General features: G+C 67.4%; 22 protein-coding genes. 10 read left to right on the top strand and 12 right to left on the bottom strand.

What is annotated here, in order from left to right; translation table 11 throughout:
- Positions 1 to 66: 66 nt before the first annotated feature.
- Genes pdxA through QFZ57_RS19220 form a run of 3 tightly spaced genes read right to left on the bottom strand, consistent with a single transcriptional unit; the run spans position 67 to position 3,262 of the window.
- Positions 67 to 1,071 carry a 4-hydroxythreonine-4-phosphate dehydrogenase PdxA gene (gene pdxA / locus QFZ57_RS19230; protein ID WP_306901365.1) on the bottom strand — a complete coding sequence of 335 codons (1,005 nt, stop codon included), beginning with the start codon at positions 1,069 to 1,071 and terminating at the stop codon, positions 67 to 69.
- Positions 1,071 to 2,276: a four-carbon acid sugar kinase family protein gene (locus QFZ57_RS19225; RefSeq protein ID WP_306901364.1), complete on the bottom strand. Its 1,206-nt coding sequence runs from the start codon at positions 2,274 to 2,276 to the stop codon at positions 1,071 to 1,073. The genes pdxA and QFZ57_RS19225 overlap by 1 nt, the downstream gene beginning before the upstream one ends.
- Positions 2,273 to 3,262, bottom strand: a complete 990-nt coding sequence (locus tag QFZ57_RS19220; protein WP_306901363.1) for a 2-keto-3-deoxygluconate permease — start codon at positions 3,260 to 3,262, stop codon at positions 2,273 to 2,275. Before QFZ57_RS19220 ends, QFZ57_RS19225 begins: the two co-directional genes overlap by 4 nt.
- Positions 3,263 to 3,595: 333 nt before the next feature.
- Between QFZ57_RS19220 and QFZ57_RS19215 the strand changes: the two genes are divergently transcribed.
- The gene (locus QFZ57_RS19215) at positions 3,596 to 4,597 is read left to right on the top strand and encodes a metallophosphoesterase family protein (RefSeq protein ID WP_306632065.1); all 1,002 of its coding nucleotides are present in this window, start codon (positions 3,596 to 3,598) and stop codon (positions 4,595 to 4,597) included.
- Positions 4,598 to 4,662: 65 nt separating this feature from the next.
- Here the strand turns inward: QFZ57_RS19215 and QFZ57_RS19210 are convergent, their stop codons facing one another.
- Entirely contained in the window at positions 4,663 to 5,421 is a 759-nt protein-coding gene (locus QFZ57_RS19210) for a hemerythrin domain-containing protein (protein WP_306901362.1), read from the bottom strand.
- Positions 5,422 to 5,523: 102 nt separating this feature from the next.
- Positions 5,524 to 7,113: an alkaline phosphatase D family protein gene (locus tag QFZ57_RS19205; RefSeq protein WP_306901361.1), complete on the bottom strand. Its 1,590-nt coding sequence runs from the start codon at positions 7,111 to 7,113 to the stop codon at positions 5,524 to 5,526.
- A gap of 202 nt (positions 7,114 to 7,315) precedes the next feature.
- Here QFZ57_RS19205 and QFZ57_RS19200 point away from each other — a divergent pair, with 202 nt between their 5' ends.
- A complete protein-coding gene (locus tag QFZ57_RS19200) occupies positions 7,316 to 8,098 on the top strand; it encodes an SDR family oxidoreductase (RefSeq protein WP_306901360.1) in 783 nt (260 codons plus the stop codon).
- A gap of 30 nt (positions 8,099 to 8,128) precedes the next feature.
- On the opposite strand, the gene QFZ57_RS19195 is transcribed toward QFZ57_RS19200, so the two are convergent.
- The gene (locus QFZ57_RS19195) at positions 8,129 to 8,539 is read right to left on the bottom strand and encodes a hypothetical protein (protein ID WP_306901359.1); all 411 of its coding nucleotides are present in this window, start codon (positions 8,537 to 8,539) and stop codon (positions 8,129 to 8,131) included.
- Positions 8,540 to 8,546: 7 nt separating this feature from the next.
- On the opposite strand from QFZ57_RS19195, the gene QFZ57_RS19190 reads away from it, so the two are divergent.
- The 7 genes from QFZ57_RS19190 (at position 8,547) to QFZ57_RS19160 (ending at position 17,560) form a co-directional block, all read left to right on the top strand.
- Positions 8,547 to 8,927, top strand: a complete 381-nt coding sequence (locus tag QFZ57_RS19190) for a hypothetical protein (protein WP_306901357.1) — start codon at positions 8,547 to 8,549, stop codon at positions 8,925 to 8,927.
- A 9-nt stretch (positions 8,928 to 8,936) separates the two neighbouring features.
- Complete coding sequence (locus tag QFZ57_RS19185; RefSeq protein WP_306901356.1) at positions 8,937 to 9,605, top strand: CPBP family intramembrane glutamic endopeptidase; 669 nt, start codon at positions 8,937 to 8,939, stop codon at positions 9,603 to 9,605.
- A gap of 49 nt (positions 9,606 to 9,654) precedes the next feature.
- Positions 9,655 to 10,917: a S8 family serine peptidase gene (locus QFZ57_RS19180; RefSeq protein ID WP_306901355.1), complete on the top strand. Its 1,263-nt coding sequence runs from the start codon at positions 9,655 to 9,657 to the stop codon at positions 10,915 to 10,917.
- A gap of 317 nt (positions 10,918 to 11,234) precedes the next feature.
- Complete coding sequence (locus QFZ57_RS19175) at positions 11,235 to 12,083, top strand: esterase/lipase family protein (protein WP_306901354.1); 849 nt, start codon at positions 11,235 to 11,237, stop codon at positions 12,081 to 12,083.
- 145 nt (positions 12,084 to 12,228) lie between these two features.
- Complete coding sequence (locus QFZ57_RS19170) at positions 12,229 to 12,909, top strand: class I SAM-dependent methyltransferase (protein WP_306901353.1); 681 nt, start codon at positions 12,229 to 12,231, stop codon at positions 12,907 to 12,909.
- Between the two features lie 130 nt (positions 12,910 to 13,039).
- A complete protein-coding gene (gene mgtA, locus QFZ57_RS19165; protein WP_306901352.1) occupies positions 13,040 to 15,754 on the top strand; it encodes a magnesium-translocating P-type ATPase in 2,715 nt (904 codons plus the stop codon).
- A gap of 126 nt (positions 15,755 to 15,880) precedes the next feature.
- Positions 15,881 to 17,560 carry a GAF domain-containing sensor histidine kinase gene (locus QFZ57_RS19160; RefSeq protein WP_306901351.1) on the top strand — a complete coding sequence of 560 codons (1,680 nt, stop codon included), beginning with the start codon at positions 15,881 to 15,883 and terminating at the stop codon, positions 17,558 to 17,560.
- Between the two features lie 67 nt (positions 17,561 to 17,627).
- Here QFZ57_RS19160 and QFZ57_RS19155 read toward each other — a convergent pair whose 3' ends face one another.
- The 3 genes from QFZ57_RS19155 to QFZ57_RS19145 all read right to left on the bottom strand — a co-directional run bounded on the left by QFZ57_RS19155 (position 17,628) and on the right by QFZ57_RS19145 (position 19,379).
- Positions 17,628 to 18,314 carry a response regulator gene (locus tag QFZ57_RS19155; protein WP_306901350.1) on the bottom strand — a complete coding sequence of 229 codons (687 nt, stop codon included), beginning with the start codon at positions 18,312 to 18,314 and terminating at the stop codon, positions 17,628 to 17,630.
- Positions 18,315 to 18,447: 133 nt separating this feature from the next.
- Positions 18,448 to 18,774, bottom strand: coding sequence for a hypothetical protein (locus QFZ57_RS19150; protein ID WP_306901349.1), 327 nt, complete (start codon positions 18,772 to 18,774; stop codon positions 18,448 to 18,450).
- Positions 18,775 to 18,797: 23 nt separating this feature from the next.
- Positions 18,798 to 19,379: a hypothetical protein gene (locus tag QFZ57_RS19145; protein ID WP_306901348.1), complete on the bottom strand. Its 582-nt coding sequence runs from the start codon at positions 19,377 to 19,379 to the stop codon at positions 18,798 to 18,800.
- Between the two features lie 353 nt (positions 19,380 to 19,732).
- On the opposite strand from QFZ57_RS19145, the gene QFZ57_RS19140 reads away from it, so the two are divergent.
- On the top strand, positions 19,733 to 20,458 hold the full coding sequence (locus QFZ57_RS19140; protein WP_306632051.1) for a hypothetical protein: 726 nt from the start codon (positions 19,733 to 19,735) through the stop codon (positions 20,456 to 20,458).
- 143 nt (positions 20,459 to 20,601) lie between these two features.
- Here the strand turns inward: QFZ57_RS19140 and QFZ57_RS19135 are convergent, their stop codons facing one another.
- Genes QFZ57_RS19135 through QFZ57_RS19125 form a run of 3 tightly spaced genes read right to left on the bottom strand, consistent with a single transcriptional unit; the run spans position 20,602 to position 23,072 of the window.
- Positions 20,602 to 21,366, bottom strand: a complete 765-nt coding sequence (locus QFZ57_RS19135; protein ID WP_306901347.1) for an alpha/beta fold hydrolase — start codon at positions 21,364 to 21,366, stop codon at positions 20,602 to 20,604.
- A gap of 24 nt (positions 21,367 to 21,390) precedes the next feature.
- A complete protein-coding gene (locus QFZ57_RS19130; RefSeq protein ID WP_306901346.1) occupies positions 21,391 to 22,659 on the bottom strand; it encodes a flavin-containing monooxygenase in 1,269 nt (422 codons plus the stop codon).
- 2 nt (positions 22,660 to 22,661) lie between these two features.
- Positions 22,662 to 23,072 carry a TfoX/Sxy family protein gene (locus tag QFZ57_RS19125; protein ID WP_306632048.1) on the bottom strand — a complete coding sequence of 137 codons (411 nt, stop codon included), beginning with the start codon at positions 23,070 to 23,072 and terminating at the stop codon, positions 22,662 to 22,664.
- Positions 23,073 to 23,248: the final 176 nt, after the last annotated feature.

Raw genomic sequence — 23,248 nt, 5'->3', positions numbered from 1 at the left:
GCAAGGAGCAGCAAAACGGCCGGTCAGCAATTCTACGCTGACCGGCCGTTTGTCCCTTGCGAACGCTTAGAGAGCCTCGTCCCGCGACGGCGCCAGGTCCACTGCCTGCCGCAGTGCTTCAAGCAGCGATTCGTGGTCGGCAATGTTCTTGCCCGCGATATCGAAGGCCGTGCCATGGTCCACGGAAGTACGCACCACGGGCAGGCCCACGGTGATGTTCACGCCGTTCTCCAGTCCGAGGACCTTGACCGGGCCGTGGCCCTGGTCGTGGTACTGGGCTACCACCAGGTCGAAGTCGCCGCGGCCGGCCAGGAAGAACAGGGTGTCCGCCGGGAGCGGGCCGAACGCGTCGATGCCGTCCGCCTGGGCCTTCTCAATGCCCGGCTGGATCTTCTCCGCCTCCTCACCGTAGCCGAACAGACCGTTCTCGCCGGCGTGCGGGTTGATGGCGCACACGGCGATCCGCGGGTTTTCGATCCCGGAGGCGCGCAGCAGTTCATAGCCGCGCTTGATGGTCCGGTAGACCAGGTCGCCGTTGATCTTGGCGATCGCGTCGATCAGGCCGATGTGGGTGGTCACGTGGATGACGCGCATCTTCGGGGCGGTCAGCATCATGGAAACTTCCTCGGTGCCGGTCAGCTCGGCGAGGAGCTCCGTGTGCCCGGGGAACTTGTGGCCGGCCGCGTGCAGGGCCGCCTTGTTCAGCGGACCGGTGCAAATAGCATCCACCTGGCGGTCCATGGCGAGTGCAACAGCCTTCTCGATGAAGAGGTATGAACCGTGCCCGGCCGCTGCAGAGAGCTCGCCCCAGGCCAGGTCCTCCGGGATGCAGTCGATGTCCAGCACGTCGATGGTGCCCTCGTCGAACAAAGCTTCCGACGGTTCCGAGACCTTGCGCAGGGTCAGCGGGCTGGCCACGATGTCCGCGGCGAGCTGCAGCCGGCGAAGGTCGCCGATGACGAGCATGCGGGCCTTTGACCGCAATTCGTCGTCGGCCAGGGCCTTGACGATGATCTCCGGACCGATGCCGGCTGCATCGCCCATGGTGATGGCTACAATCGGGCGTCCCATTATTTGATACTCATTTCAGTCGTTGTGCCAGTAAGAAATTCTTTGGTCCGGGCCAGCGTACCGGCGTCCCCGAACGCGCCGGCCTTGGTGACCAGCAGGGGGAGGGGCTCGGGCAGCAGGCTCATGACGACGCCGGGTTCAATCTCCCCGAGGACCGTAAAGCTGCCCGCGCCGAGGGCTTTGAGGACGGCCGTGGCCGTCTCCCCGCCGGTCAGGACGAGGGCGTCACAGTGCCCGATGCCCGCAGCGGTGGCGCGGGCCAGAGCCTCTGCCACCACAAGTGCCTGCGACTTATCGATGATGCCCATCGGATCCGGTGTTAGCACCACATCCGTCCGGGCCATCGCCTGGGCAACCTGGCGGGGAACCGCCGTATCGTCCAGGCCGGAGTGGTCCAGCGTGATGTGCTGGGCGCCCGCCTCGACCAGCGCCTCGGTCTGCTGCCGCGCGAGGTTTGAATAGCTGCCAATCACGGTCAGGGTCCGGCTGACCCGCCGCTCCTGCACATTTCGCGCAACCGTGCCTTCTTCTCGCGCAGCGATGTGTCCCGCCAGCCCTCCGGAGCCGACCAGGAGCGCCGGGAAGTCCAGCAGGTCCGCAGCCGCAACGATGGTTTGCAGGTCATCATCCGAAGCAGCGTCGAGTACGACGGCGTCAGCACCCCGGGCCTGCACCTCCCGCAGGTGCCGCGCCAGTTCCGAGGGGTTGCGTCCGGCTGCGCCGGCAACCACCTCGGCGGTCAGGACACCGGCGGCCAGCGCCGCGGCGACGTCGCCGCCGAAGTTTCCTTTGGCGTGTTGCACGCCGTCGACATGGACGATGCCGCCGATTGTGGTCCTTCCCGTGCCGGGAAAGGCCGGAGCCACAATGGCGAGACCTTTTCCGCGGCCCTGCGTGACCTGCGAGAGCGCCGCTGCGACTTCGACACCAACATTTCCGCGGAGCAAGGAGTCGATCTTCTTGAAGACCCTGCGGTGTTGCCCAAGGGCCCGACCGACCGCCGAGGTGACTGCAGCGGAAGCTTCCTCCCCGGTCAAATAGCGGCTCTCGGTATTGATCGAGAGAATCTCAGCGTCAGGCCAAGCAGACTCGACGTCGAGGATCACGCAACTGCTGTGCGTGGGGCCGTAGGCGGCGGCCGCATCGGCCGCCCCCGTCAGGTCGTCAGCGATGATTGCCCACCGCATGGCTGCGTCCGTGTTCATACAGCGTGCGATACCTCCGGTGCTGCCACGGCCTCCTTGGCCCTCAGCCGCTTGGCGTACCAGGCAACCATAAGGGGGCAGCCGATGGCGGTGACCACCACGGATGCGGCTACCAGCACGGTGGCAGGTCCGGCTGCGGCAGCGTACGCAGGATTGGCCGCGGCTACCAGCATGGGAACCGTTGCAGCGTTGCCCGCGGTGGTGGCTGCCGCCAGCCCGGCAATGCCGGAACCTCCGGTCAGCTTGTCGGCGAAGAAGAGGACAGCTCCGCCGGCGATCAGGACGAACAGGCCAAGCGCCACACCCAGAAGTCCTGCATTGAGAACCTGGTTCAGGTTCAGGCCAAAGCCCAGTGCAAGGGCGAAGAACGGAATCAGGACGGTGGCCGCGGAGGAGAGGAACTTACGCATGGCTGGGTCGAGGGCACCCAGGATGGCTCCGAGGAGCAGGGGGATGATGGCGCCCACGAGGGCCTGCCACGGGAAGGCCGAGAGGCCTGCGACGCCAAGGGTAACCATCGTCAGGAAGGGGCCCGATTCCAGCGTCATGACCGAGTAGGCCGCCACATCCTTGGGCTTGCCGTACTGGCCCATCAGGGCCATGTACATTCCACCGTTGGTGTCATTAAGGGCTGCCAGGATGGCCAGGACCGACAGGCCGGTCAGGAGTCCGCCGTTGATCGGAAGTTCACCCATGAACCTGCCGGCGATGACACCGATGATGATGGCGAACAGGACTTTGCTGCCGAAAAGGACGCCGCCCTTTTTCAGGATGTACGGTGTGGCTTTGATGTCGATGCTGGCACCCATGCACACGTAGAACACCGCCAGGATGGTGGTGCCGCCGGTGAAGAGTGCACCTGTGAAAGAACCGAAGAACTTGGCCGAGTCCGGTGCAAAGGTGCCCAGCAGTGCGCCGATGAGCAGCGGGATCAGCATCATGCCACCAGGGACTTTTTCCATGGTGGCCTTGATTGGGACAGACATGAAGCAACCTCATTGTTGTTGGGGGAGGGGGGACCGAGCCGCCCGGCTCCGATCATGATTTACATCATAGAGAAACTGCGCGTTTAGCGCAATCTTTAGTGCGCAAAACGCGCAAATGAGTGCAGGAGCATGGCATCCCGCCGGAGCCTCAAGGGCCCTAAACACTGTTCACCAGCCACAACCGCGGACACCGCAGGGGCCGTGGCCCCGGAAACTCACAGCGCTGCACCCTTGACAGCCGGACCAGCCCCTAAGGAACATCAAAGGTGCCGGTGCGCTTGGCTGACTTCCCCAAGCCGACCTGCAGTCCTGCTGCTGAAAAGGGGGGAAGGGATGCGGCCAGCACTCCCTCGTCATAGTCCCTCCAAGCGTGTAGCCGTCGCTGCCGCAGTCCTGCTGGCGCTTTCTGCTGCGGGTTGCACCGGCGATCCGAAGCCGCCCAACTCCCCGTCCCCTGTGCCCGATGTCCACATCGCCGCCGTGGGTGACATGAACCCCGCGGACAACGTTGACCCTGACAGCCCGTCCGGGCGGAACGGTGCGGCAATTACCCGGCTTGTGGAAGACAACGAGATTGACGCGTTCCTGGGGCTCGGGGACTTCCAGTACGAGACCGGCTACTGCGACGGCTACGTGAACTCCTGGAAGCGGCTGTGGGGCGGCACCAAGCCCAAGTTGTACTGGGTGTCCGGCCCCAACCACGACTGGGAACCCGGCCGTAACGAAGACCTGGCAAAGTTCATGAACGGCCAATGCCCGGGGGCCCCGGAGAAGGCGGCGACCAACCAGGAACGTGGGTCCATCGGGAACGGGGAACCGTACTCAAAGGACTTCGGGAACTGGCACTTCGCGTTCCTGTCATCCGCGCTCTGGCGGTATGACCAAGGGCAGGCCGAGGCTGCAACAAAGTGGCTGGATAAGGACCTCGGTGCCGCCCGGGCGGCGGGCAAGCACCTGGCAGTCGTGTACCACGAGCCGTACTTTACGTCGGACACAGAGGAGCACGGGCGGGCCGATGAGCAGAAGCCGTGGATCGACGTGATGTGGAAGCACCGGGTCCGGCTGACCCTGTCCGGGTCCCAGCACAACTACGAACGGTCCTGCCCGGTGAACAACGCGGACAAGTGCGTCGATGACGGGATGACCGCATTCCAGGTGTCCACGGGCGGCATCGATCTCCGTCCGTTCACCAGCAAGCCGAAATACATTGCCAAGCGGTTCAGCGATACGCGCGGATTCCTGCGGCTGACGTTGCGCGGCGATGGGTCGTTCGACTGGAACTTCGTCCCGACCACCGGGAAGAGCACAGATTCGGGTACGCGCTCCGCGCAGTAAAACACCAGTAAGAGCCGAGGCCTCAACCGCTCCGACTTCCGGCTGCGTGGCGGGGACACAACGCGCTACAGCGTCTCGGGAATCGGGCGTCCCGGAAAGAGCGTTGCGTACTGCTTCCGGTACAGGCGCCGCCCCACCAAGCGATAGGCGAGCCGGACCGGGGGAGGGATCTCCTTGAACAGCTCCTTCCGGTCCGCCGGAGGATTCGTGGCCAGCACCATGCCGAGGTAGCCCACCAGGAACTTCTTGTCGAGCTCCTGGATCCCGTGCTGCCCGGCCTCCTTCATCTCTTTCTCAGTCATCACCCTGTCCGCAACTGGCATCATCTCCGTAACCTCGCGGCGCAGATGCGTGTTGAGGACGCTGGACAGGTCCTCGTAGCGGGCAGCAAGTTCCGCAGCCTGCTCCTCGTCCGCCGTCCGCATCCAGCGCAGCCGGACCGGTTCGATTGCCTCGAGCCTCTGGGTGACCTGTCGGTGCTGATCGAGCATTTGCCCTATATGCAGGGCGCATGCAGGCGCCCGCTCCTTCAGTTGCGGGTACATCAGCAGGTCCTCGCCTTCGTGGTGAATGTGCAGCACCTTGTCGAAGTTCCCCAGTACTTCCCCCACGTAGGCGGCGCGGGCCGTGTCGCCGGCCGCGGCAGAACGCACCAGCCCGGGCGCTTCGCCGTAAGCCCAGAGGAAGAAGCGGTGGATGCGCCGCATACCCGCAGTCCCGCCGCACAGGATGGGTCCCGCCGGGAGGGGAGGGGCGGTCTCACCGGGACGCATGGTGAAGAAGTCGGTCATTGCCTGGCCCCTGTCGTCGGTCAGTGAGACCAAAGGACCTCTCCCCGGCAGCATCGTAGCCCCGCACGCCAGGAGGCGCACAATGCCCGGGAGAAAGGTCGACGGCGGGACCCGCCGCCGACCCCCGGGGGAGTATCAGGCCCGCGCCTGCAGCCCCGGAACCCCGTCGCGGATCTCGAAGGAGGCCTTCGTGGACGCCGGTGCGCCCGGCGTCGTTACGTGGTCCAGCACCCGGAAGTCGGCGGTCACCGCGTCCCTGGTGATGCGGGTGTTTACGTAGCCGCGGTTGTCGTTGTAGAACTTCAGGTGCGGGTTCCAGGCCATGGTGGCGTCCGTGGTGGAGCCGGTGCCGTCGCCGGTGGAGGTGATGGAGGTGCACACCAGCTCCGAGCCCACCGCGGGGGAGGCGGGGTCCTTGTAGTCCACCTTCACGTCGTTGGCCCAGTGGCGGTGCACATCCCCGGTGAGGACGACGGCGTTGCGCACCTTCGCATCGATCCAGCCCTGGGTGATGCGCCGGCGGGAGGCCGCGTACCCGTCCCAGCCGTCCATGGAGACGTCGTCGACGTCCAGCGCCTGGGCCCGGTCGCGTTCGGCGAAGAAGACCTGCTGGCCCAGGATGTCCCACCGCTGCGTGGAGCTGCGGAAGCCGTCCAGCAGCCACTTCTCCTGCTCGTTGCCGGTGATGCTGCGGTTCTCCGCCAGCCGCTCGGCCACATTCTTCTTCCAGCCGTCGCCCGCGAGCTGGTCGTCACGGTACTGCCGCGTATCCATCATGTGGAAGTTGGCCAGCTGGCCCCACTGGATGCGCCGGTAGATCTTCATGTCCGGCCCGGCGGGGAGGGAGGACGGGCGCAGCGGCATGTTCTCGTAGTACGCCTGGAAGGCGGCGGCGCGTCGCTGCCGGAAGTGCTCCACGCTGTCATTCAGCTGGCCGGCATCGCTGTTCTCCGGCACGTCGTCCGCCCAGTTGTTGTCCACCTCGTGGTCATCCCACACCACTGCCCAGGGCGCGATCGCGTGCGCGGCCTGCAGGTCGGCGTCGGCCTTGTACTGGGCGTGCCGCTGCCGGTAGGTTTCCAGTGTGACGGTCTCGGGCCCTTCGTGGCGGCGCGGGTTCCCGCCGCCGATCACGTAGCTGTCCTTCTTGTACTCGTAGAGGTAGTCGCCCAGGTGCAGCACCAGGTCCGGGTGGTCCTCGGCCAGGCGCCGGTACGCGGTGAAGTAGCCGTGTTCGTACTGTGCGCAGCTGGCGAACGCCATGGCCAGGGCGGCCGGTGTCTCATGCAGCCCCGGACTCGTGAGGGTGCGGCCCACCCGGCTCACGTGCCTGCCGCTGCGGAAGCGGTAGAAATACTCGCGGCCCGGCCTCAGTCCGCGCAGCTCCACATGCACGGAGTGGGCGGTCTCGATCCGCGCCTGCTCCGTGCCGCGGGCCACCACTTTCCGCATGCCCTCGTCCTCGGCCACCTCCCACTGCACGGCGACCGGGCGCGACGGCATCCCGCCCAGCCCGTCCTCCGCCACCGGGTTCACGGCCAGGCGGGTCCAGAGGACGAAGCCGTCAGGCCAGGGCTCACCCGACGAGATGCCGAGCATGAAGGGATCGGTGCGGAGGCCGGCGTCGTCCGCGGTTGAAACGGCGACTGCGGCACTGGGCAGTGCGGCGACAAGGCCGGCACCGATGCCGGCGGAGATAACGGTTCTGCGGGAGATGTTGTCCATGGCTGCCACGCTATTGAGAGCTGGTGGACAGGTTTTGAGAAGGATGTGAATGACCGGTTAACGGCGCGACAAGAGCTGTCATCCGGCAGCCCGGCCCCGCACCGGGAGAGGGCTTTGGACTCTGGCAGTGCCGGAGTCCCGCTCGGCAGAGTGGGATTTAGCCCACGCAACTGGACCAACCCAGCCAGGGAGAAAAGACTCCATGCCCCGCACCTCCGTCATCACCGGCGCCGCCTCCGGTATCGGCAAGGCCACCAAGGAACTGCTTGAACAACGCGGCGAACGCGTCATCGGCGTGGACATCCACGATTCCGAAGTGGTGGCTGACCTGTCCACCACAGAAGGACGCAGCGCCCTGGCGGATGCGGTGCGGAAGGTCAGCGGCGGCAGGATCGATGCCATTTACGCGAACGCGGGCCTCGCCGTCCCGGCCCCCGCCACCGTGGCCGTGAACTTCTTCGGCGCTGTCGCCACGGTAGAGGGGCTCCGGCCCCTGCTGGCCGGATCGGAAGCCCCACGGGCGGTGGTGGTCTCGTCGATGGCGGCTCTCCTGGCCAGCGACGAGGATCTGGTTGCGCTGCTGGCCGCCGGGGACGAGCAGGCGGCCATGGCCCGCGCCGAGGTCCTGGCCAAGGAACCAACGACGACCGGACAGCTCATCTACGCGTCCACGAAGCTGGCGCTCTCGCGGTGGGTCCGGCGCCACGCCGCCACGGCGGAATGGGCCGGGGCCGGCATCCCGCTGAACGCCGTGGCGCCGGGCGTCATCGTCACCCCCATGACTGCCGACTTCATCGGCACGGAGGAAGCGCGGAAGGCGCTGCTGAATGTGGTCCCGATGCCGCTCAACGGCATCGCCGAGCCCATCGTCGTGGCCCGCCAGCTGGCGTGGCTCAACAGTGCGGAGAACACGCATCTGTGCGGGCAGATCGTCTATGTGGACGGCGGCAGCGACGCTGTGCTGCGCGGCGACTCAGTCTGGTGAGCCCCGGGACCTACAAGCCACCGCCCGGACTTAAGTCCCTGTTGTGGAGTAACCCTCAGGCGTAGCTTGAAAGTGGGTCCGCAGCCGCGTCACCCGCATTCGAGGGGGCATCATGACCAAGCCCAGGTTTTCTGCATTCAGCGTTCTTGGACTTTCCGGACTGATCGTGCTCACGGGCTGCTCCGGCCAGCCGGCGCCGGCCCCCTCCAGCAGTTCCGCCGCCCCGAGCCCCACAGCCAGCAGCGCCAGCCCCACCAGGACAACCAGCCCCAGCACGACGGCGAGCCCCACCACATCGGCCACCCCCACCACCCCGGCCAGCACCTCAGCCGCGCCCACCTCCCCAGCTGCCGCGCCGCCGTCGTCCGCTCCTGCCAGCCCGCCCGCGACGGAGGAACCCACGCCCACCGGCCTGCCGGAGCAGGTGGCCCCGCTGACCATTTACTACGTGGCTGTTGGTGACAACGGCGTCTCCGGGCCCGCGATCGGCTGCGGCGACAGCCTGGTGGCCACCACCACCGCGCCCGTCCGTTTCACCGACCAGGTGGGCCCCAGCGTCGGGACCCTGCTGGCCAACAAGAGCCGCGACGTTGGCCAGTCCGGACTCATCAACGTCCTGTACCAGTCGACCCTGACGTATCTGGGTGGCGAGCTGAACGGCAGCACCATCACCATCTGGCTCTCCGGGCAGTTCATGCTCGGCGGCGTATGCGACATCCCGCGGGCCAAGGCGCAGCTGGAATACACGGCCATGGCCGCGTCCGGGGCAACGAGCGCGCAGGTATACGTTAACAACCGCCCCATCGACGAGGTGCTGAGCCTTAAGTAAGGCCCGGGGATGGAAGCCTCAGCCACGTGGCGCCGGGCAGCCGCTGCCGTGATGCCGGCGGTGGTGCCTGCCCTGATGGTTCCCGTGTTCCGGTACACCGTCCGCCGGTTTGGGAAGCGGCGCGGCTACCAGGCCGGGTTCGGCGCCTACTGGGCGCTGTGCTGGGGTCTCGCGCTCGCGGTGGCCGGCCGCCGCCGGCTGGTGGATCTGTGGCGGGTTCCGGGCCCCGCACCCCAAGGCAGGCTGGTGATGTGGAGCATCCTGCTCGTCCCGCCGGCCGGGGCCATCGCCACGGAACTGATTCCCAACGCCAGGAAAGCGGGCCCGACGGCGGCGCTCGCCGCCGTCGGCATCGGCCTTACCAACGCGCTGGCCGAGGAAGCCCTGTGGCGCGGCGTGCCGCTGGCCGTCTTCCCGGGCCGGAAAATCCTGGGCTGGCTCTGGCCCTCCCTCGGTTTCACCGCCTGGCACCTGGTCCCGCTGGCCGTCCGCCCCCATCCGCGGGGCCGCTGGCCCGTGCTGCTGGGCGCGGGCCTGATCGGAGTGGGGTACGGGTGGGCGGCCCAGCGCAGCGGCTCGCTGCTGTATGTGTCCCTTGCGCACGCCGCAACCGACTCCTGCGGCGTCCGCGCGGCCCGCAACGCCTGGCTGCCGCAAGCGCCCGCGGGACAAAAATAGGGGCCCTTGCCCCTATCCAGGTCCGTCCGCGGCATCGCACCATAACCCCATGAAAAAAATGGTCATCGCAGGTCTCACGGCGGCAGTCCTCTCGTTTGGCGCACTCACCGCGGCGCCCGCCGTCAGCGCGGCGCCGTCAATGTCCCCGGCGGAGGCGGGACAGATTCTGGTCAAAACGTACGACGACGGCGCGGCCCCCAGCGTGCTCCGCCAGTACGGACTTTCGGCCGGCTCCGCCGTGGGCGGCACGGGTGCGCGGCTGGTCACGGTGCCTTCCGGCCAGGAAACCCGGCTCATCGAAGCCCTCAGCCGGAACCCGTCCGTTGAGTACGCCGAGCCGGATGAGCCGGCCCGCGCGGCAACCAGCGACCAGTACTTCCCCCGCCAGTACGCCCTGCAGAACACCGGCCAGTCCTTCACCAACACCCGCGGCGACATCAAGGTACCGGCAGGCACGGCGGACGCCGACGTCGACGCCGTTGAAGCCTGGAACGTCACCACCGGCACCGGCATGAAGGTGGCCGTCCTGGACTCGGGCGTGGCCAGCGACAACCCGGACATCGCGCCGAAAGTGGCGGCCCGCGCCAACTTCAGCGACGCAGCCACCAAAGCCGGCGACCCCCTGGCGGAGGACTACTACGGCCACGGCACCCATGTGGCCGGCATTGTTGCCGCAACATCGAACAACTCGGCAGGCGTTGCCGGTGTATGCCCGGGCTGCACCATCCTGGCCGGCAAAGTCCTGAACGACAGCGGGGTAGGGTCCAGCTCAAGCGTTGCCAACGGCATCAACTGGGCCGTCAGCAACGGCGCCAAGGTGATCAACATGAGTATCGGAGTCCGCGCGTCACGCACGCTGGAGGCCGCCGTCAACAGCGCCTGGAACAAGGGAACCGTGCTGGTGGCCGCGGCCGGAAACGGCGGAAACCAAACCAAGATCTACCCCGGCTCCTACGCGAACGTCATCGCCGTGGCGGCCACGGACAACAAGGACCTCAAAGCCTCGTTCTCCACCTACGGTGCCAGCTGGGTGGACGTGGCAGCACCGGGCGTCAATGTCTACTCCACCTTCCCGAACCACGACTTTGCCCTGGAAGTTCCCAACAACCGTTCCAAGGGATACGACGTGGGCAACGGCAGCTCCATGTCCTCCGCCATCGTGGCCGCCACCGCCGCCCTGGCCTGGAGCTCGCACACCGACGCCACCAACGCCTCGGTACGGGCCAAGCTGGAATCGACCGCGGACAGGATCTCGGGGACGGGCACCTACTGGGCGTACGGGCGGGTGAACGCCGCCAACGCCGTCAAGTAGTTGCCGGCTGCCCGCCCGTACGTGCACATTCGTGCAGTCCTTCAGGGCAGGTTTGCAATGTGCTGACCTTGGTGCCGCGCGGGTGCCGCCATCCGGAACAAGCTACTCACCAGTAACAATGAGCCCCGCGGAGTCCTGCTGCCGGCCCGGTTGAAGCAATCAGGCCCCGATTCCGTTCCGCGCACGTTCGTTCAGATGCGGCCACCTGACGGTCTTTGCTGCCTAGCATTTCAAGGACCGCAGCCGGTGCGCTGGGCATCGGATTGAAGCCCGCCGCCGCTGCGTCCCATTGCTGACACGCGAACAAAGAGGTTTTTATGTCACTGCTGAAACGCGCCCTGTCCGTAGCCGCAGCCGCCGTCCTGGCCGGCTCGCTCTCCGTGGTTCCCGCCCAGGCTGACACCCTGGACATCGCCCCGCCCGGCGCCAACGACTGGTCCTGCAAGCCCTCCGTTGAGCACCCCTATCCGGTGGTCCTCGTGCCCGGCACCTTCGAAAGCATGGCGAAGAACTGGTCCACCCTGTCGCCCTACCTCAAGAGCGCCGGGTACTGCGTCTACGCCCTTAATTACGGCGAAACCAACGGCGTCTACGCCACCGCCCCGGTAGCCGACTCCGCCAAGGAACTCGCCCCGTTCGTCGACGCCGTCCGCGCAGCCACCGGCGCCCAGAAAGTGGACCTGGTGGGCCACAGCCAGGGTGGCATGATGCCGCGCTACTACATGCAATTCTTGGGTGGCGCCAAGTACGTCCACCACCTGGTGGGCATTGCGCCCTCCAACCATGGAACGCAGGGCCTGATCGTGCCGCCGCCGGACGCCGTGCCCGACCCCGCCTACACCACCCTGGGCTGCGCGGCGTGCGCGGACCAGCAGGCCGGATCGGCGTTCATGCAGGAACTCAACGCCAAGGGCGACACCGTCAGCGGCCCCTCCTACACCGTGATCTCCACCATCCATGACGAAGTGGTGATCCCCTACAACAGCCAGTTCCTGGTTGGCCCGTCCCGGCAGGTCACCAACATCACCATCCAGGACAAGTGCCCGGCCGACGTCTTCGAACACGACCAGACACCGAACGACCCCGTGGTGCACCAGTTCGTGGCGAACGCACTGGCCCAGCCCTCCGGCCCGGCGGACCCGGCGTACCAGCCCAGCTGCCTGTAGCCCCGGCTGCCTTCACCAGCAGCACCCGCGGCCCGGGCTCCTGCCCGGGCCGCGCCGGTGAACACCTGCCCAGCCTTTCGCGGACTGCCCCGGCCCCGCAGACGGTGCCATGATGGGAGCCAGACAGTGCCGAGGAGGTATCCGGATGCAACGCAAACCTGGCGGTTCAGAGGATGGCGAGGGGCCGGGCAGCCTGCAGCACCCATTTTTCGCCCGGGCCCTTGCCGGTGCCGTGGGCGGAATGGACCGCCGCGGGGCTGCCGGGCACCGCGGCCGCATCCTGGCCGGGCTGCAGGGCTCGGTGATCGAAATCGGGGCGGGAGCCGGATCCTCCTTCCCGCTGTACCCTCCCGCCGTCACCCGCGTCCTGGCCCTGGAGCCCGATGACTACCTGCGGAATGTGGCGCAGGAAGCGGCAGCAGCCGCCAGCGTCCCGGTGACCGTTGTTGCCGCGGCTGCAGAGCACATCCCCGCAGAAACCGGCAGCGCCGACGCCGTGGTGTCCAGCCTTGTTCTCTGCAGCGTCAAGGACCAGGCGGCCGTGCTCGCGGAGATCCGCCGCGTCCTGCGCCCCGGCGGAACCCTGGCCTATTACGAGCACGTCCGGTCCGGGCACCCCGCGGTGGCCAGGGCAGAAGACGTACTGACTCCGCTTTGGGGGCGGTTCATGGGCGGATGCCACCTCAACCGGGACACCCTGGCTGCCATCACCGCAGCAGGGTTCACTGTCCAGGACAACCAGCGCTTCGGCTTCGCTGTGCAGCGGCTGAATCCGCCCATCGCCCACATTCTCGGTACCGCCACCAGCCCGGGCCATGCTGGCTGAAGGGACGTGCCGACGCGCCTTCACATCGGGTCGCCTTCCCAAGCGAGCCCGGTGCTGTGGGGGAGGTCCCGGCGTCGTACCCTTGCCCTAAGGTAGCGGTACCAAATCGACGCGTCCGAACGGATCCGGCATGACAGAGCTCAACGTCAAGGAGCGAAGCCCCCTCCAGCTGCCGATCGCCGGTGCTGCGAGCCTGTCGGCCGCGCAGACGCTGGAGCGCCTGGGCTCGAGCCCGGACGGCCTGTCGGAGGACGAAGCAGCCGCGCGGCTCGAAAGCCTGGGTCCCAACGCCGTCCGCACGCACCGCGCCAACGCCTTGGCCGTGCTTGGCCGGCAGTTCGCCAGCCCTATCCTGATCCTCCTGATCGTCACCGCGGGCCTGTCCCTGTTCCTGGGTGACGCCACCAACTCCATCGTCATCGGCGTGATCCTGCTGGTCAGCGTGGGCCTCGGCTTCACCAATGAATACCGCGCCGAACGCGCCTCCGAGGCACTGCATTCCCGCGTGACCCACAAGGCTGCCGTGCAGCGCGAAGGGACCACCAGGGAAGTTGACGTCACCGCCCTGGTTCCCGGCGACGTCGTCCATCTTTCCCTGGGCGCCATTGTCCCGGCGGACATCCGCCTCCTCACCACCAACAACCTCCTCTGTGACGAAAGCATCCTCACGGGGGAGTCCCAGCCCGCAACCAAGGACCCGGCCCCGGTGCCTGCCGGCGCACCCCTGGCTGACCTCGCCTCCTGCGCGTTCATGGGCACCGTGGTCCAGTCCGGCGGATGCAGCGGCGTGGTGGTGGCCACCGGCGGCCGCGCGGAGTTCGGCCGGATCGCGCTGGGCCTGGGCGAACGGCAGCCGCAAACCGAGTTCCAGCTGGGCCTTAAACGCTTCTCCTTCCTGCTGCTGCAGGTGGCCGTGGTGCTCACGTCGCTGATCTTTGTGGCCAACCTGCTTCTGCAGCGCCCCCTCCTGGAATCGCTGCTGTTCTCCCTGGCCATCGCGGTGGGCATCACGCCGCAGCTGCTTCCCGCCGTCGTCAGTACCAGCCTGGCCACCGGCACCCGCCAGCTGGCAAAGCGAAGAGTCCTGGTCAAACGGCTGGTGTGCATCGAGGACCTGGGGGACATGGACATCCTGGTCACGGACAAGACCGGCACCCTGACGGAAGGAAAAATCAGCTTCACCGCTGCCCTCCCGGCCACCCCGGACGTGTCCGCCGGCAGTCTTCTCACCCTGGGCCTGCTGGCCACGGAGGCGAACTATTCCGGAACGAAGGTTTCCTCCGCAGGCCAGAACCCGCTGGACGCGGCGCTGTGGGAGAGCCCGGGCGCTGCCGCTTTCGAACCGGCACGCTTTGAACGCCTGGACCTGGTCAGCTTTGACCACCAGCGCCGCCGCACCACCGTGCTGGTCCGCGAATTGGGCGCGCCGGCGCAGCTTGTCACCAAAGGTGCGCCCGAGGACGTGCTGGCCCTGTGCGGGCCGACTCCACCCGCGGTGCAGGCCCTGTTGGATGAACAGTTCGACGCCGGCTCCCGGGTGGTTGCCGTGGCCACCCGCCCTGCCCCGGGGCTGGCCACGCTGGCGCCGGCGGACGAGCGCGGCCTCAGCCTGGCCGGGTTCCTGGTGTTCCTGGACCGGCCCAAAACCAACGCCCGGCAGTCGCTGGACCGGCTGGAGGCGCTGGGCATCGCCGTCAAAATCGCCACCGGGGACAATCCCAAGGTCGCCGAGAAGGTCTGCGCCGACCTCGACGTGGTTTCAGGCGGCACCCTCACCGGCGCGCAGGTTGAGGGAATGTCCGACGACGACCTGGCCGCCGCCGCGCGGACGGCCACCATCTTCGCCCGTGTCTCGCCGGAACAAAAGGCGCGGATCATTGCCCTGCTGCGCCTCAGCGGCGGGTCGGTGGGCTTCATGGGCGACGGCGTCAACGACGCCCTGGCACTGCACAAGGCGGACATCGGCATCTCCGTCGATACCGCAACGGATGTTGCCAAGGACGCTGCCGACGTCGTCCTCCTGGACAAGGACCTGGGCGTACTGGCCGACGGTGTGATGGAGGGGCGGCGGATCTTCGCCAACACCATCAAGTACGTGCTGATGGGCACGTCCAGCAACTTCGGCAACATGTTCAGCGCCGCAGCGGCCTCCGTGGTGCTCAGCTTCCTGCCCATGCTGCCGGGCCAGATCCTGCTGAACAACCTGCTGTATGACTCCGGGCAGCTGGCCATCCCGGGGGACCGGGTGGACAAGGAACAGCTGCGGGCGCCGTCGCACTGGGACATCGCGTTCATCCGGCGGTTCATGCTTCTCTTCGGCCCCATCAGCTCACTGTTCGACTTCGCCACGTTCGCCCTGATGCTCTTCGTGTTCACCGCCGTGCCGGGAGAGTTCCGCGCCGGCTGGTTCATCGAGTCCATCTCCACCCAGACGCTGATCATCTTCGCCATCCGCACCCGGCGCGTCCCGTTCCTGCGCAGCCGGCCCTCGGCCGGGCTGATTGCCGCGTCCCTTGGCGTGGTGGCCCTGGGGATCTTCCTGCCGCTCTCGCCGCTGGGCGGCCTGCTCGGCTTCGACCCGCTGCCCGTCCCGTTCTTCCTGGCCCTGCTGGGGATGGTGGTGGTCTATCTGGTTCTGGTGGAGTTGGCCAAGCAGTGGTTCTTCGCCCGCGATGCCCAGCAGCTGCCCGCCCCGCCACCGCCGGTCCGGCGCCGGCACGCGACCCACCACATTGCCCGCAGGGCCTTCAGGTTCAGCATTCCCGTCAAAGTGCCCCCGCCCGCGGTGCCGCCGGCCAGCCGGCGCCGGGCACGGCGGGCGCAGCGGGAGCCAGCCAGGCCGTAACTTAGGCCAGGCGGTTGCCAGTGTTGTTAGCATGGTGGTGAGAGACACTGGGGGCTGTCACATTTTGGATCCAGGGCGATGCAGCCCGCCATGGGTGATCCTGCTTTATGACTGAGGTGTTTTCTTATGTGGCGTGAACCAATCAGGCGGCGGACCAGAGAACTGTTGCGCGAGTTCGTGGACCGGGCAGATGAATTGGTCCGCACGCAGGAACATGTGGAGGGCCTGCTCGGTGCGGTCGTTTCCCTGGCAGAAGACCTGAGCCTGGAAGCGGTGCTGGACCGGGTGGTGCAGTCCGCATGCGAACTCGTCGGTGCCCGGTATGGGGCTTTGGGCGTCATCGGTGATGACCAGCAGCTCAGCCACTTCATCACCGTCGGCATCGATGAAGAAGGTGCCCGGGTCATCGGTGATCTTCCCACCGGCCATGGCGTGCTGGGACATCTGATCCGCGAGCCCAACCCGGTACGCCTCCAGGACCTTGGCGAGCATCCCTTTGCCGTGGGCTTCCCGTCCGAGCATCCGCCAATGAAGACCTTCCTGGGCGTTCCGGTCCGGGTCCGGGACGAAGTCTTCGGGAACCTGTACCTGACGGAAAAAATCGACGGCCAGAACTTCACGGCCGAGGACGAAGACCTGGCCGTTGCCCTCGCCTCCGCCGCCGGCGTGGCAATCCAGAATGCACGGCTGTTCGAGGACAGCAACAGCCGCCAGCGCTGGCTGGAAGCGGGCATGGAGGTCAGCGACCGGCTCAAGGCCCATCCGCGGTCCGACAAGAACAACCTGGACATGATCGCTGAGCGTGCGCTCCACGCCTCAGCCTCGGCGTTGTCCGTTATCGCGTCGGTCGCCGGAGACGGGAGCCTGCGGTGCCGGACCTCGCTGGGCGTCCAGTCGATACCCGCCGGGCAGGAGCTGCCCGTTGGTGATGCCGTATCCCAGGTGCTGGCCACGGGGGAGTCCAGGACCCTCACGGACCCGCTCCAGGTCTTCGACGGCACGTCCGACGAAAAGCTGGGGCCCGTCCTGCTGGCCGCCTTGGGCAACAACAATGACGGCCACCGGGACAGCGTGCTGATCCTGGCCAGGCCCTCCGGCGGACCGCGCTATACGGAGGTCGACGTTGAACAGAGCGCAGTGTTCGCCTCCCGGATCGGCCTGACGCTGGATCTGTTGCGGGCCAACCAGTTGCGGGAAGAACACGCACTGTTCATCGACCGGGAACGCATCGCCAGGGACCTGCATGACCTGGTCATCCAGCGGCTGTTCGCGGCAGGGCTGAGCATCCAGGGACTGCGCCGCTATACAGGGGATCCTCTCGCGCACGAGCGGCGCATCGCCGGCATCACCACGGAGCTGGACGATTGCATCCACCAGCTCCGCGACACCATCTACGCCCTTCAAGCCAGGGAACAAGACCGGGAGCTTCTGAGCGGCCGCGTCCTGCGCGCAGTCCAGGAAGCTGCCAACGCTGCCGGATTCCTTCCGAGGGTCCAGCTCTCCGGCCCCGTCGATGACGTAGTAAACGACGACGTGGCCGAACAACTGTTGCCGGTGCTCTCTGAAAGCGTCAGCAACGCCGTCAGGCATTCCGGCTCCGAGGACATCTACGTCCACCTTTCGGTGCAGGACGGCGACGTGGTCCTCACTGTCCGCGACAATGGCTGCGGCTTTACGAATCCTGACCGGATCAGCGGATTGAACAATATGAAGGCCCGGGCCTCCCGTCTTGGCGGGAGCTGCGTTATTGACAGCGCCCCCGGCAAGGGCACCAGCGTGACCTGGGCGGCGCCCCTCCCTGAATAAGGGTGGAAGGCTTCCAGCCTGCTCCGGGAGAAGGCCACCGGGTGACGGCCAGGCAGCCTGGCGGGTGTCAGAGCAACAGTTCCCATGCGAGCGGGATAGGAGCCGGGATCAGCTGTTTACGGCGCCGGAAACCCAGCTTCTGCAGTACGGAGGACACGCAGGCAACCACCTCCTCATCAGGCAGCGTCAGCTCCTGCCCGATCTGCCGGTTGGAAAGGCCCCGGGCCATGAAGGCAAGCACGTCCCGCTCCGTTTCCGTCAGGATGTCCAGCCAGGAGGCAGAGGAAGCCGCGTACAGGCTTTCGGCAACCCGTTCCCGCACACCCGGCGGGAGCAGTGGACTGCCGGCGGCCGCGCAGCGTATGCCGTTCACCAGTTCGCTGTTGTCCCTCACCTGCTTCAGGATGTAACCGGACGCGTCCGCCAGAACCGCCGCCCGCACAGCATGCTGTTCATCCCAACTGGTCAGGATCAGGCATCGGATCGCCGGGGCGGTGGCACGGAGATTGCGGCAGACCTCGATCCCGGTCCCGTCCGGCAGCCTGTCGTCCAGGACCGCGAGGTCCGGATTCAGGATGGGGATGAGGCGGCTGGCCTCTGCGGCCGATCCGCTGTCACCGACGATCGCGAATCCCTCATTTTCGAGCAGGTCCCTGAGCCCCCGCCGCACCGGTTCATGGTCATTGAGGATGAAGATCCGGACGGGCCGGACCGGGGACGGAAAGTCATCCCGGGGTGTTGCGGGTGTATCCATGAAGGCGCTCTCATCAGGTCGATGGCCGTCCCAGCCGCTGTGTCACTGCGGCCGCCCCGTCCGGAAGGATCCTCGACCAATCATGTCGCAGCCCACGGCCCTGACAGCAGGGTCAAAAGTCCGGTCCTGCTTCTTACCAGCCGTTATAAGGTGCCGTCAGCGTTACGGAAGCGCCCGGAAGCTGCCGGGTGACGCGGCAACGGGAGCACGTGGCGCTGTCTCCCAGCGCCTCTACCCAGTGGTGGGATTCCTCCAGCCGGTACTCAAACCTGCCGCCCAGCTGTTGGAGCCGGTTGAGGGCCCGGCTGGCCATCCCCCACGAGCTCCAGCGGCCGATTACTCCGCCGGTGTCCCGTCGGATCTCGTTGCACCCGCCGTTCCCGAGATCGTCAGGATTTCCCTGGCCGGCCAGGGGTTCGTTTCGGCCGTACACTGCCCTGAACTCGTCCACGGTTGGCATCTTCCTCAGCTCCCAATCCGCGTTCAGGACGACTCCGCCTGCCTGTGGGAGAGGAAGGCCTCCAGCGACTGGAGGGTGACCGTTGCGTCCTTGAAGGCCGGACTGCCATGCGGGTGCAGGCGGTCCAGCAGGCCTCCGTTGTATTGGAGCCGACGGAGGGCCGTGGACACGGCACGACCGGCATAGGACAGGTCACCCTGGTGGCGGAGCAGTGCGAGCGTCATTCCCTGGATCGAGGTCAGTGCGACGGCAAGGACGTTGGCGTCCATCTGCCGGCCAGCGGCCCTGTGCCGGCGCAACTGCGAGGCAAACCCGTCCCATACCTCCCGGGCCGCAATCCGTGCCACTTCCGTCCGGGCTTGATTCCCCGGCAATCCCCGGCACACCAGGTCCTCATGGAGGTATTTAAACCTGCTGCTGAGTTCCTGGGCCCTCGCACCCGCATCGCTGCCCGGGGATGGTGAGGGTTTGAAGTTGGAGGGATGGAGGAGCATCGCCCGTCGGCGCGCGGCTTCCTCCTGCGACAGCCGGGCGGGCGCCCTCGATGACAGTCGGGCGGTTGCCTGCGACAGCCGGGCGGGACGGGGCGTGCGGATGTGAGGCATGCCGGTCCTTTCAAAGTTCCGCAGCCTGCAGGGTCTGCCTGCACACTGCCGGGAGTCATGTGCGTCGCCACTGGCCGAAGGCCATACGGCGGAATGTCACTGGGGTGTGTGCCACTGGGGGTCATAGGGAAAGCCGCTCCGGCCTCGCAACCTGAGGACCCGGACGGCGCTTCTACAAGGATGCCAAGCGTCCGGGCCCTGTTCTAGGGCTGAAAGTCCCAACATCGGCAGGGCTGTCCGATGGGCCGAGCTGTTGGCGGGGGCTTTGTGCCCTGTTTCCCGTTCCTCGCCGCCCGTAGCGTGAGGATAAGCAGCGCGCGCACAGCCTGCTGCCTGGAACCGGGAGGCGCACGGTGAAATCGGCGAACACAAGCATCATTGCAGGCATCGTCCTCATTGGGCTGGGCGGGCTTTTGCTGCTGGACCGGCTCGGTGTCATGGACAGTGCAGCCATCGTTGCGCCACTGATCTTCGCGGCCGCAGGGGTTTTGTTCCTTTCCGTGTTCGTCCGGCGCCGGGAGAACTGGTGGGCGGCCATCCCCGGGTCAGTCTTCCTGGGCCTGGCGGCGGTGATTACCGCCAGCGAGCTCACGGGCGGCGCCTGGGGTGCAGCCTTCCTGTTCCTCTTCATGGGGGCCGGATTCGCCGCGGTGTTCCTGCGGGAACGAACCAACTGGTGGGCGCTGATCCCGTCCGGCGTCATGTTCACGCTCGCGGCCATTGTGGCCCTGCCGCAGGAGATGCAGGGTACGCCGACTGCCGCCGTCCTCTTCCTGGGCCTGGCCGCCACCTTCGCTGCGCTTTCCCTGGTCCCGGTCCGGAACCCCGGGCCTGCGGGTGACCACACCCTTGCAGGAGGCCACACCACCGGGAGGATGCGCTGGCCGCTGATCCCGGCCGGCATCCTTACGGTCATGGGGTTGATCTTTGCCCTCCAGGCCACGGTGCTGTTCATCTCCCTGGACTTCGCCTTCCCGGCCGTCATGATCCTGGCGGGGATCGCCCTGATGGTCTACGCCTACGTCGCCCACCGCGGCGGACGGCAGAAGGCGCACAGCCCCGGGCCCCGGGCCGGTTAGCGCGGGCTGGCGGGCGCACCTGCCTCCCGGCGCACCGGGCCGGTTAGCGCGGGCTGGCGGGCGCACCTGCCTCCCGGCGCACCGGGCGGCGACGGACCTGCCCACGCCGGCCCTGCCCACGCCGGCCCTGCCCACGCTGGCCCTCAGGGGTCCGTTTCGGCCCTCGCCCAGTGCTTAAGCAGCAGCGCGGCAACCCGCTGCGGCTCCTTCCGGTGCGGCGGGTCGAAATGGTGCCGGTCCGGAAACACTTCAAGACGGTAGTCGGGAAAGACCCGGGACAGCCGGTCCGCGTTGTCGCCCTGCTCGTCCGGGCTGCTCATGCCGCCCAGCACAAACAGCACCGGTTTCGTGAAGGCGGCCAGGCGCGCGCGGTCCAGGTCGTAGGTGTTGAACGCCGTCAGGAAGGCGCTGACCCCGGCCGGGCGCCTGGCCATCCACGGCGGCGGCGGGCCGGGCGGCGGAGGCGGCAGGACGGCGTCGGGCTTTACCTGCAGCCTCATGAAGGCCGGCATGAACTCATCCTCCGGAAGGGACGCCAACTCACCGTAGCGCTGCCACAGACGGGCATGCGCAGGGCTCCAGTCCCAGTTTCCCGCCCAGGCGGGCTCGAGCAGCGCCAGGCTGCGGAGCCGTTCGGGATGGAAGGCCGTGAGGGCCAACGCGGCAGCACCGCCGCCGGAGTAACCCACCAGATGGAAGGTATTCCAGCCACGGCGGTCGGCCTCGCGGAGCACGCCGTCCGCCTCGGTATCCAGGCTCCAGCCCGGCGGCGGCGCATCCCCGGCGTAGAGCTCCAGGTCCTTGGCAACGGCGTCCACGCCCGGACCCAGGACCTCCAGCAGGCCGCCGTAGGCAGGGCCGGCGGGAAGGACACTCCCCGGAAGCATGATTACGCGAATTGGTTCCATGGCTGTGACTTTCGCTGGCGCCAGTCAGCCCCGCGCTGCCAGATGTTCCGTCACGTACTCGGCGTCCGGGCCCACGCCGACCAGGGTGGCGGAGATGTGCCGCGTGAGCCAGGGGAGCCCGACGGCGTACAGGCCGGGGTGCTCCGTCACGCCCTTCACGTGGCGGGGGTAGTTCCACTCGTCCAGGAGCGGAAGGTCCAGCATGCTGAAGTCCAGCCCGTAACCCGTGCACCAGATGACGGAGGTGATCCCCTCCGCCGCAAGATCCAGGCGGGAGCCGGACTCTTCAGGCAGCCAGCCATCCGGCTCTGGCACGTCCGCCTCAGGGGCATCGATCCCGGCCGCCCTGATGTAGGCGTCGGCCAGCAGCTTGAGCCGTTGCCCGAACCCGGCCTCCACCATGGCCAGGCGCTGGGGAAGATCGTCCGTGAAGACGAGGGCGTCGTCATCGTGCATTCCCTCGAACCGCCCGTGCAGCCGGACGCCGCGCCGGCCCAGTTCGCGGAGGTGCACGGTGTGCCCGCCGCCGTTGCCGGACAGCAGCGGGTTGCACAGGAAGCGTCCGGCGGGGGAGGGCAGCTGGTCCACCAGCAGCGCATTGATCCCGTACTCGGGGCCGTGGACGTTCACCGCGACGATCCAGTGGAAGATGTCCTGGCCCCGGTACCTCCTGGGCGCCTCGGGACAGGACGAGACGGACAGGTGCACGGTGCGGCCGGCGTCGAGCAGGTCCTCGGTGATCTGCCCTCCCGACTGCCCGGTCCCCACCACCAGCACAGCGCCGTCCGGCAGCCGGGCCGGGCTGCGGTAATGGTGGCTGTGCAGCTGCAGGACGTCAGGGGAGAGACCGGCGGCGGCAGGCGGGATACGCGGGCGCTGGAACGCGCCGCTGGCCAGCACCACATTCCGGGCCGCCCAGGTGCCCCGGCCCGTCTCCAGCGTGAACCCGGCATCCGTCGGACTGATCCGCGTGACCTCCGTATCCAGCTCCACCGGGGCCTTGATGTCCTGGGCGTAGCCGCGGAAGAAGTCGATGGTGGAGTCCCGGGGAATGAACGCGTCCGGTTCCGGCCCGTCGTAGGAAGTCCCCGGCAGGGCCAGCGAAAAGTTGGGGGTGTTCAGGAAGAACGAGTCCCACCGGTCCTGCCAGGCGCCGCCAAGGGCGGGCCGCCGTTCCAGCAGCCGGTGCTCCACGCCGCGCTGCGCCAGCCAGTAGCTGGTGGCCAGCCCGGCCTGTCCGGCGCCCACCACCACCGTGTTGGTCTCTTCACGGGAAACCACGGGGGCGCGCATGGCTACTTCACCGCCGCCCGCGCTCCGCTGGTCCGGGGCGCCCGGGCTTTTGGCTCCTTGCGCTCTTTGGGCGGCAGGGACGCGACGTAGTCCAACGCCTTCTGGGCCCATGCCCGCCCCCTGGTGTCATCGCCGTCGCCCTCTTCATTCCACACTTCCGGCAGGCCCGTGTACCCGCCCATCGGCCGGTCAGCGGGCCCGAAAGGCACCGTCCGCTCGGAGGACTCCAGCAACTCCTTGTCCTCCCGGGAGAGCTTCACGCCGATGGTGGAACCGAACAGCCCGGCGAACATGTTGCCGTTGACGAACGCGCCCAGGTTGCCGAACATCGGCTTCACCACCACCCCCGGATGGTCCGGCACCACACGGCGGAACCGCTCTTTTTCTTCTTCGGTTGCCTTGGGCATCTCCATGGCTGCATCTCCCGGTGGCAGGGTGTTCCCGCAGGATCTGGATGCAGGATATGCCCATTCGGCGGCGGGGTCGAGGGGCCGCGGAAACCGCACCGCAGCCGGCAACAAATCCCCTCCTGAGCAGGTCAAACTTCCCGGAGGAGTGCTATATATAGCTCAAGGCAACTGTTTTTGGC

It is taken from the genome of Arthrobacter sp. B1I2, from assembly GCF_030816485.1.
GTDB lineage: Bacteria > Actinomycetota > Actinomycetes > Actinomycetales > Micrococcaceae > Arthrobacter.
This window is presented reverse-complemented; position numbering and strand designations above follow the sequence as displayed.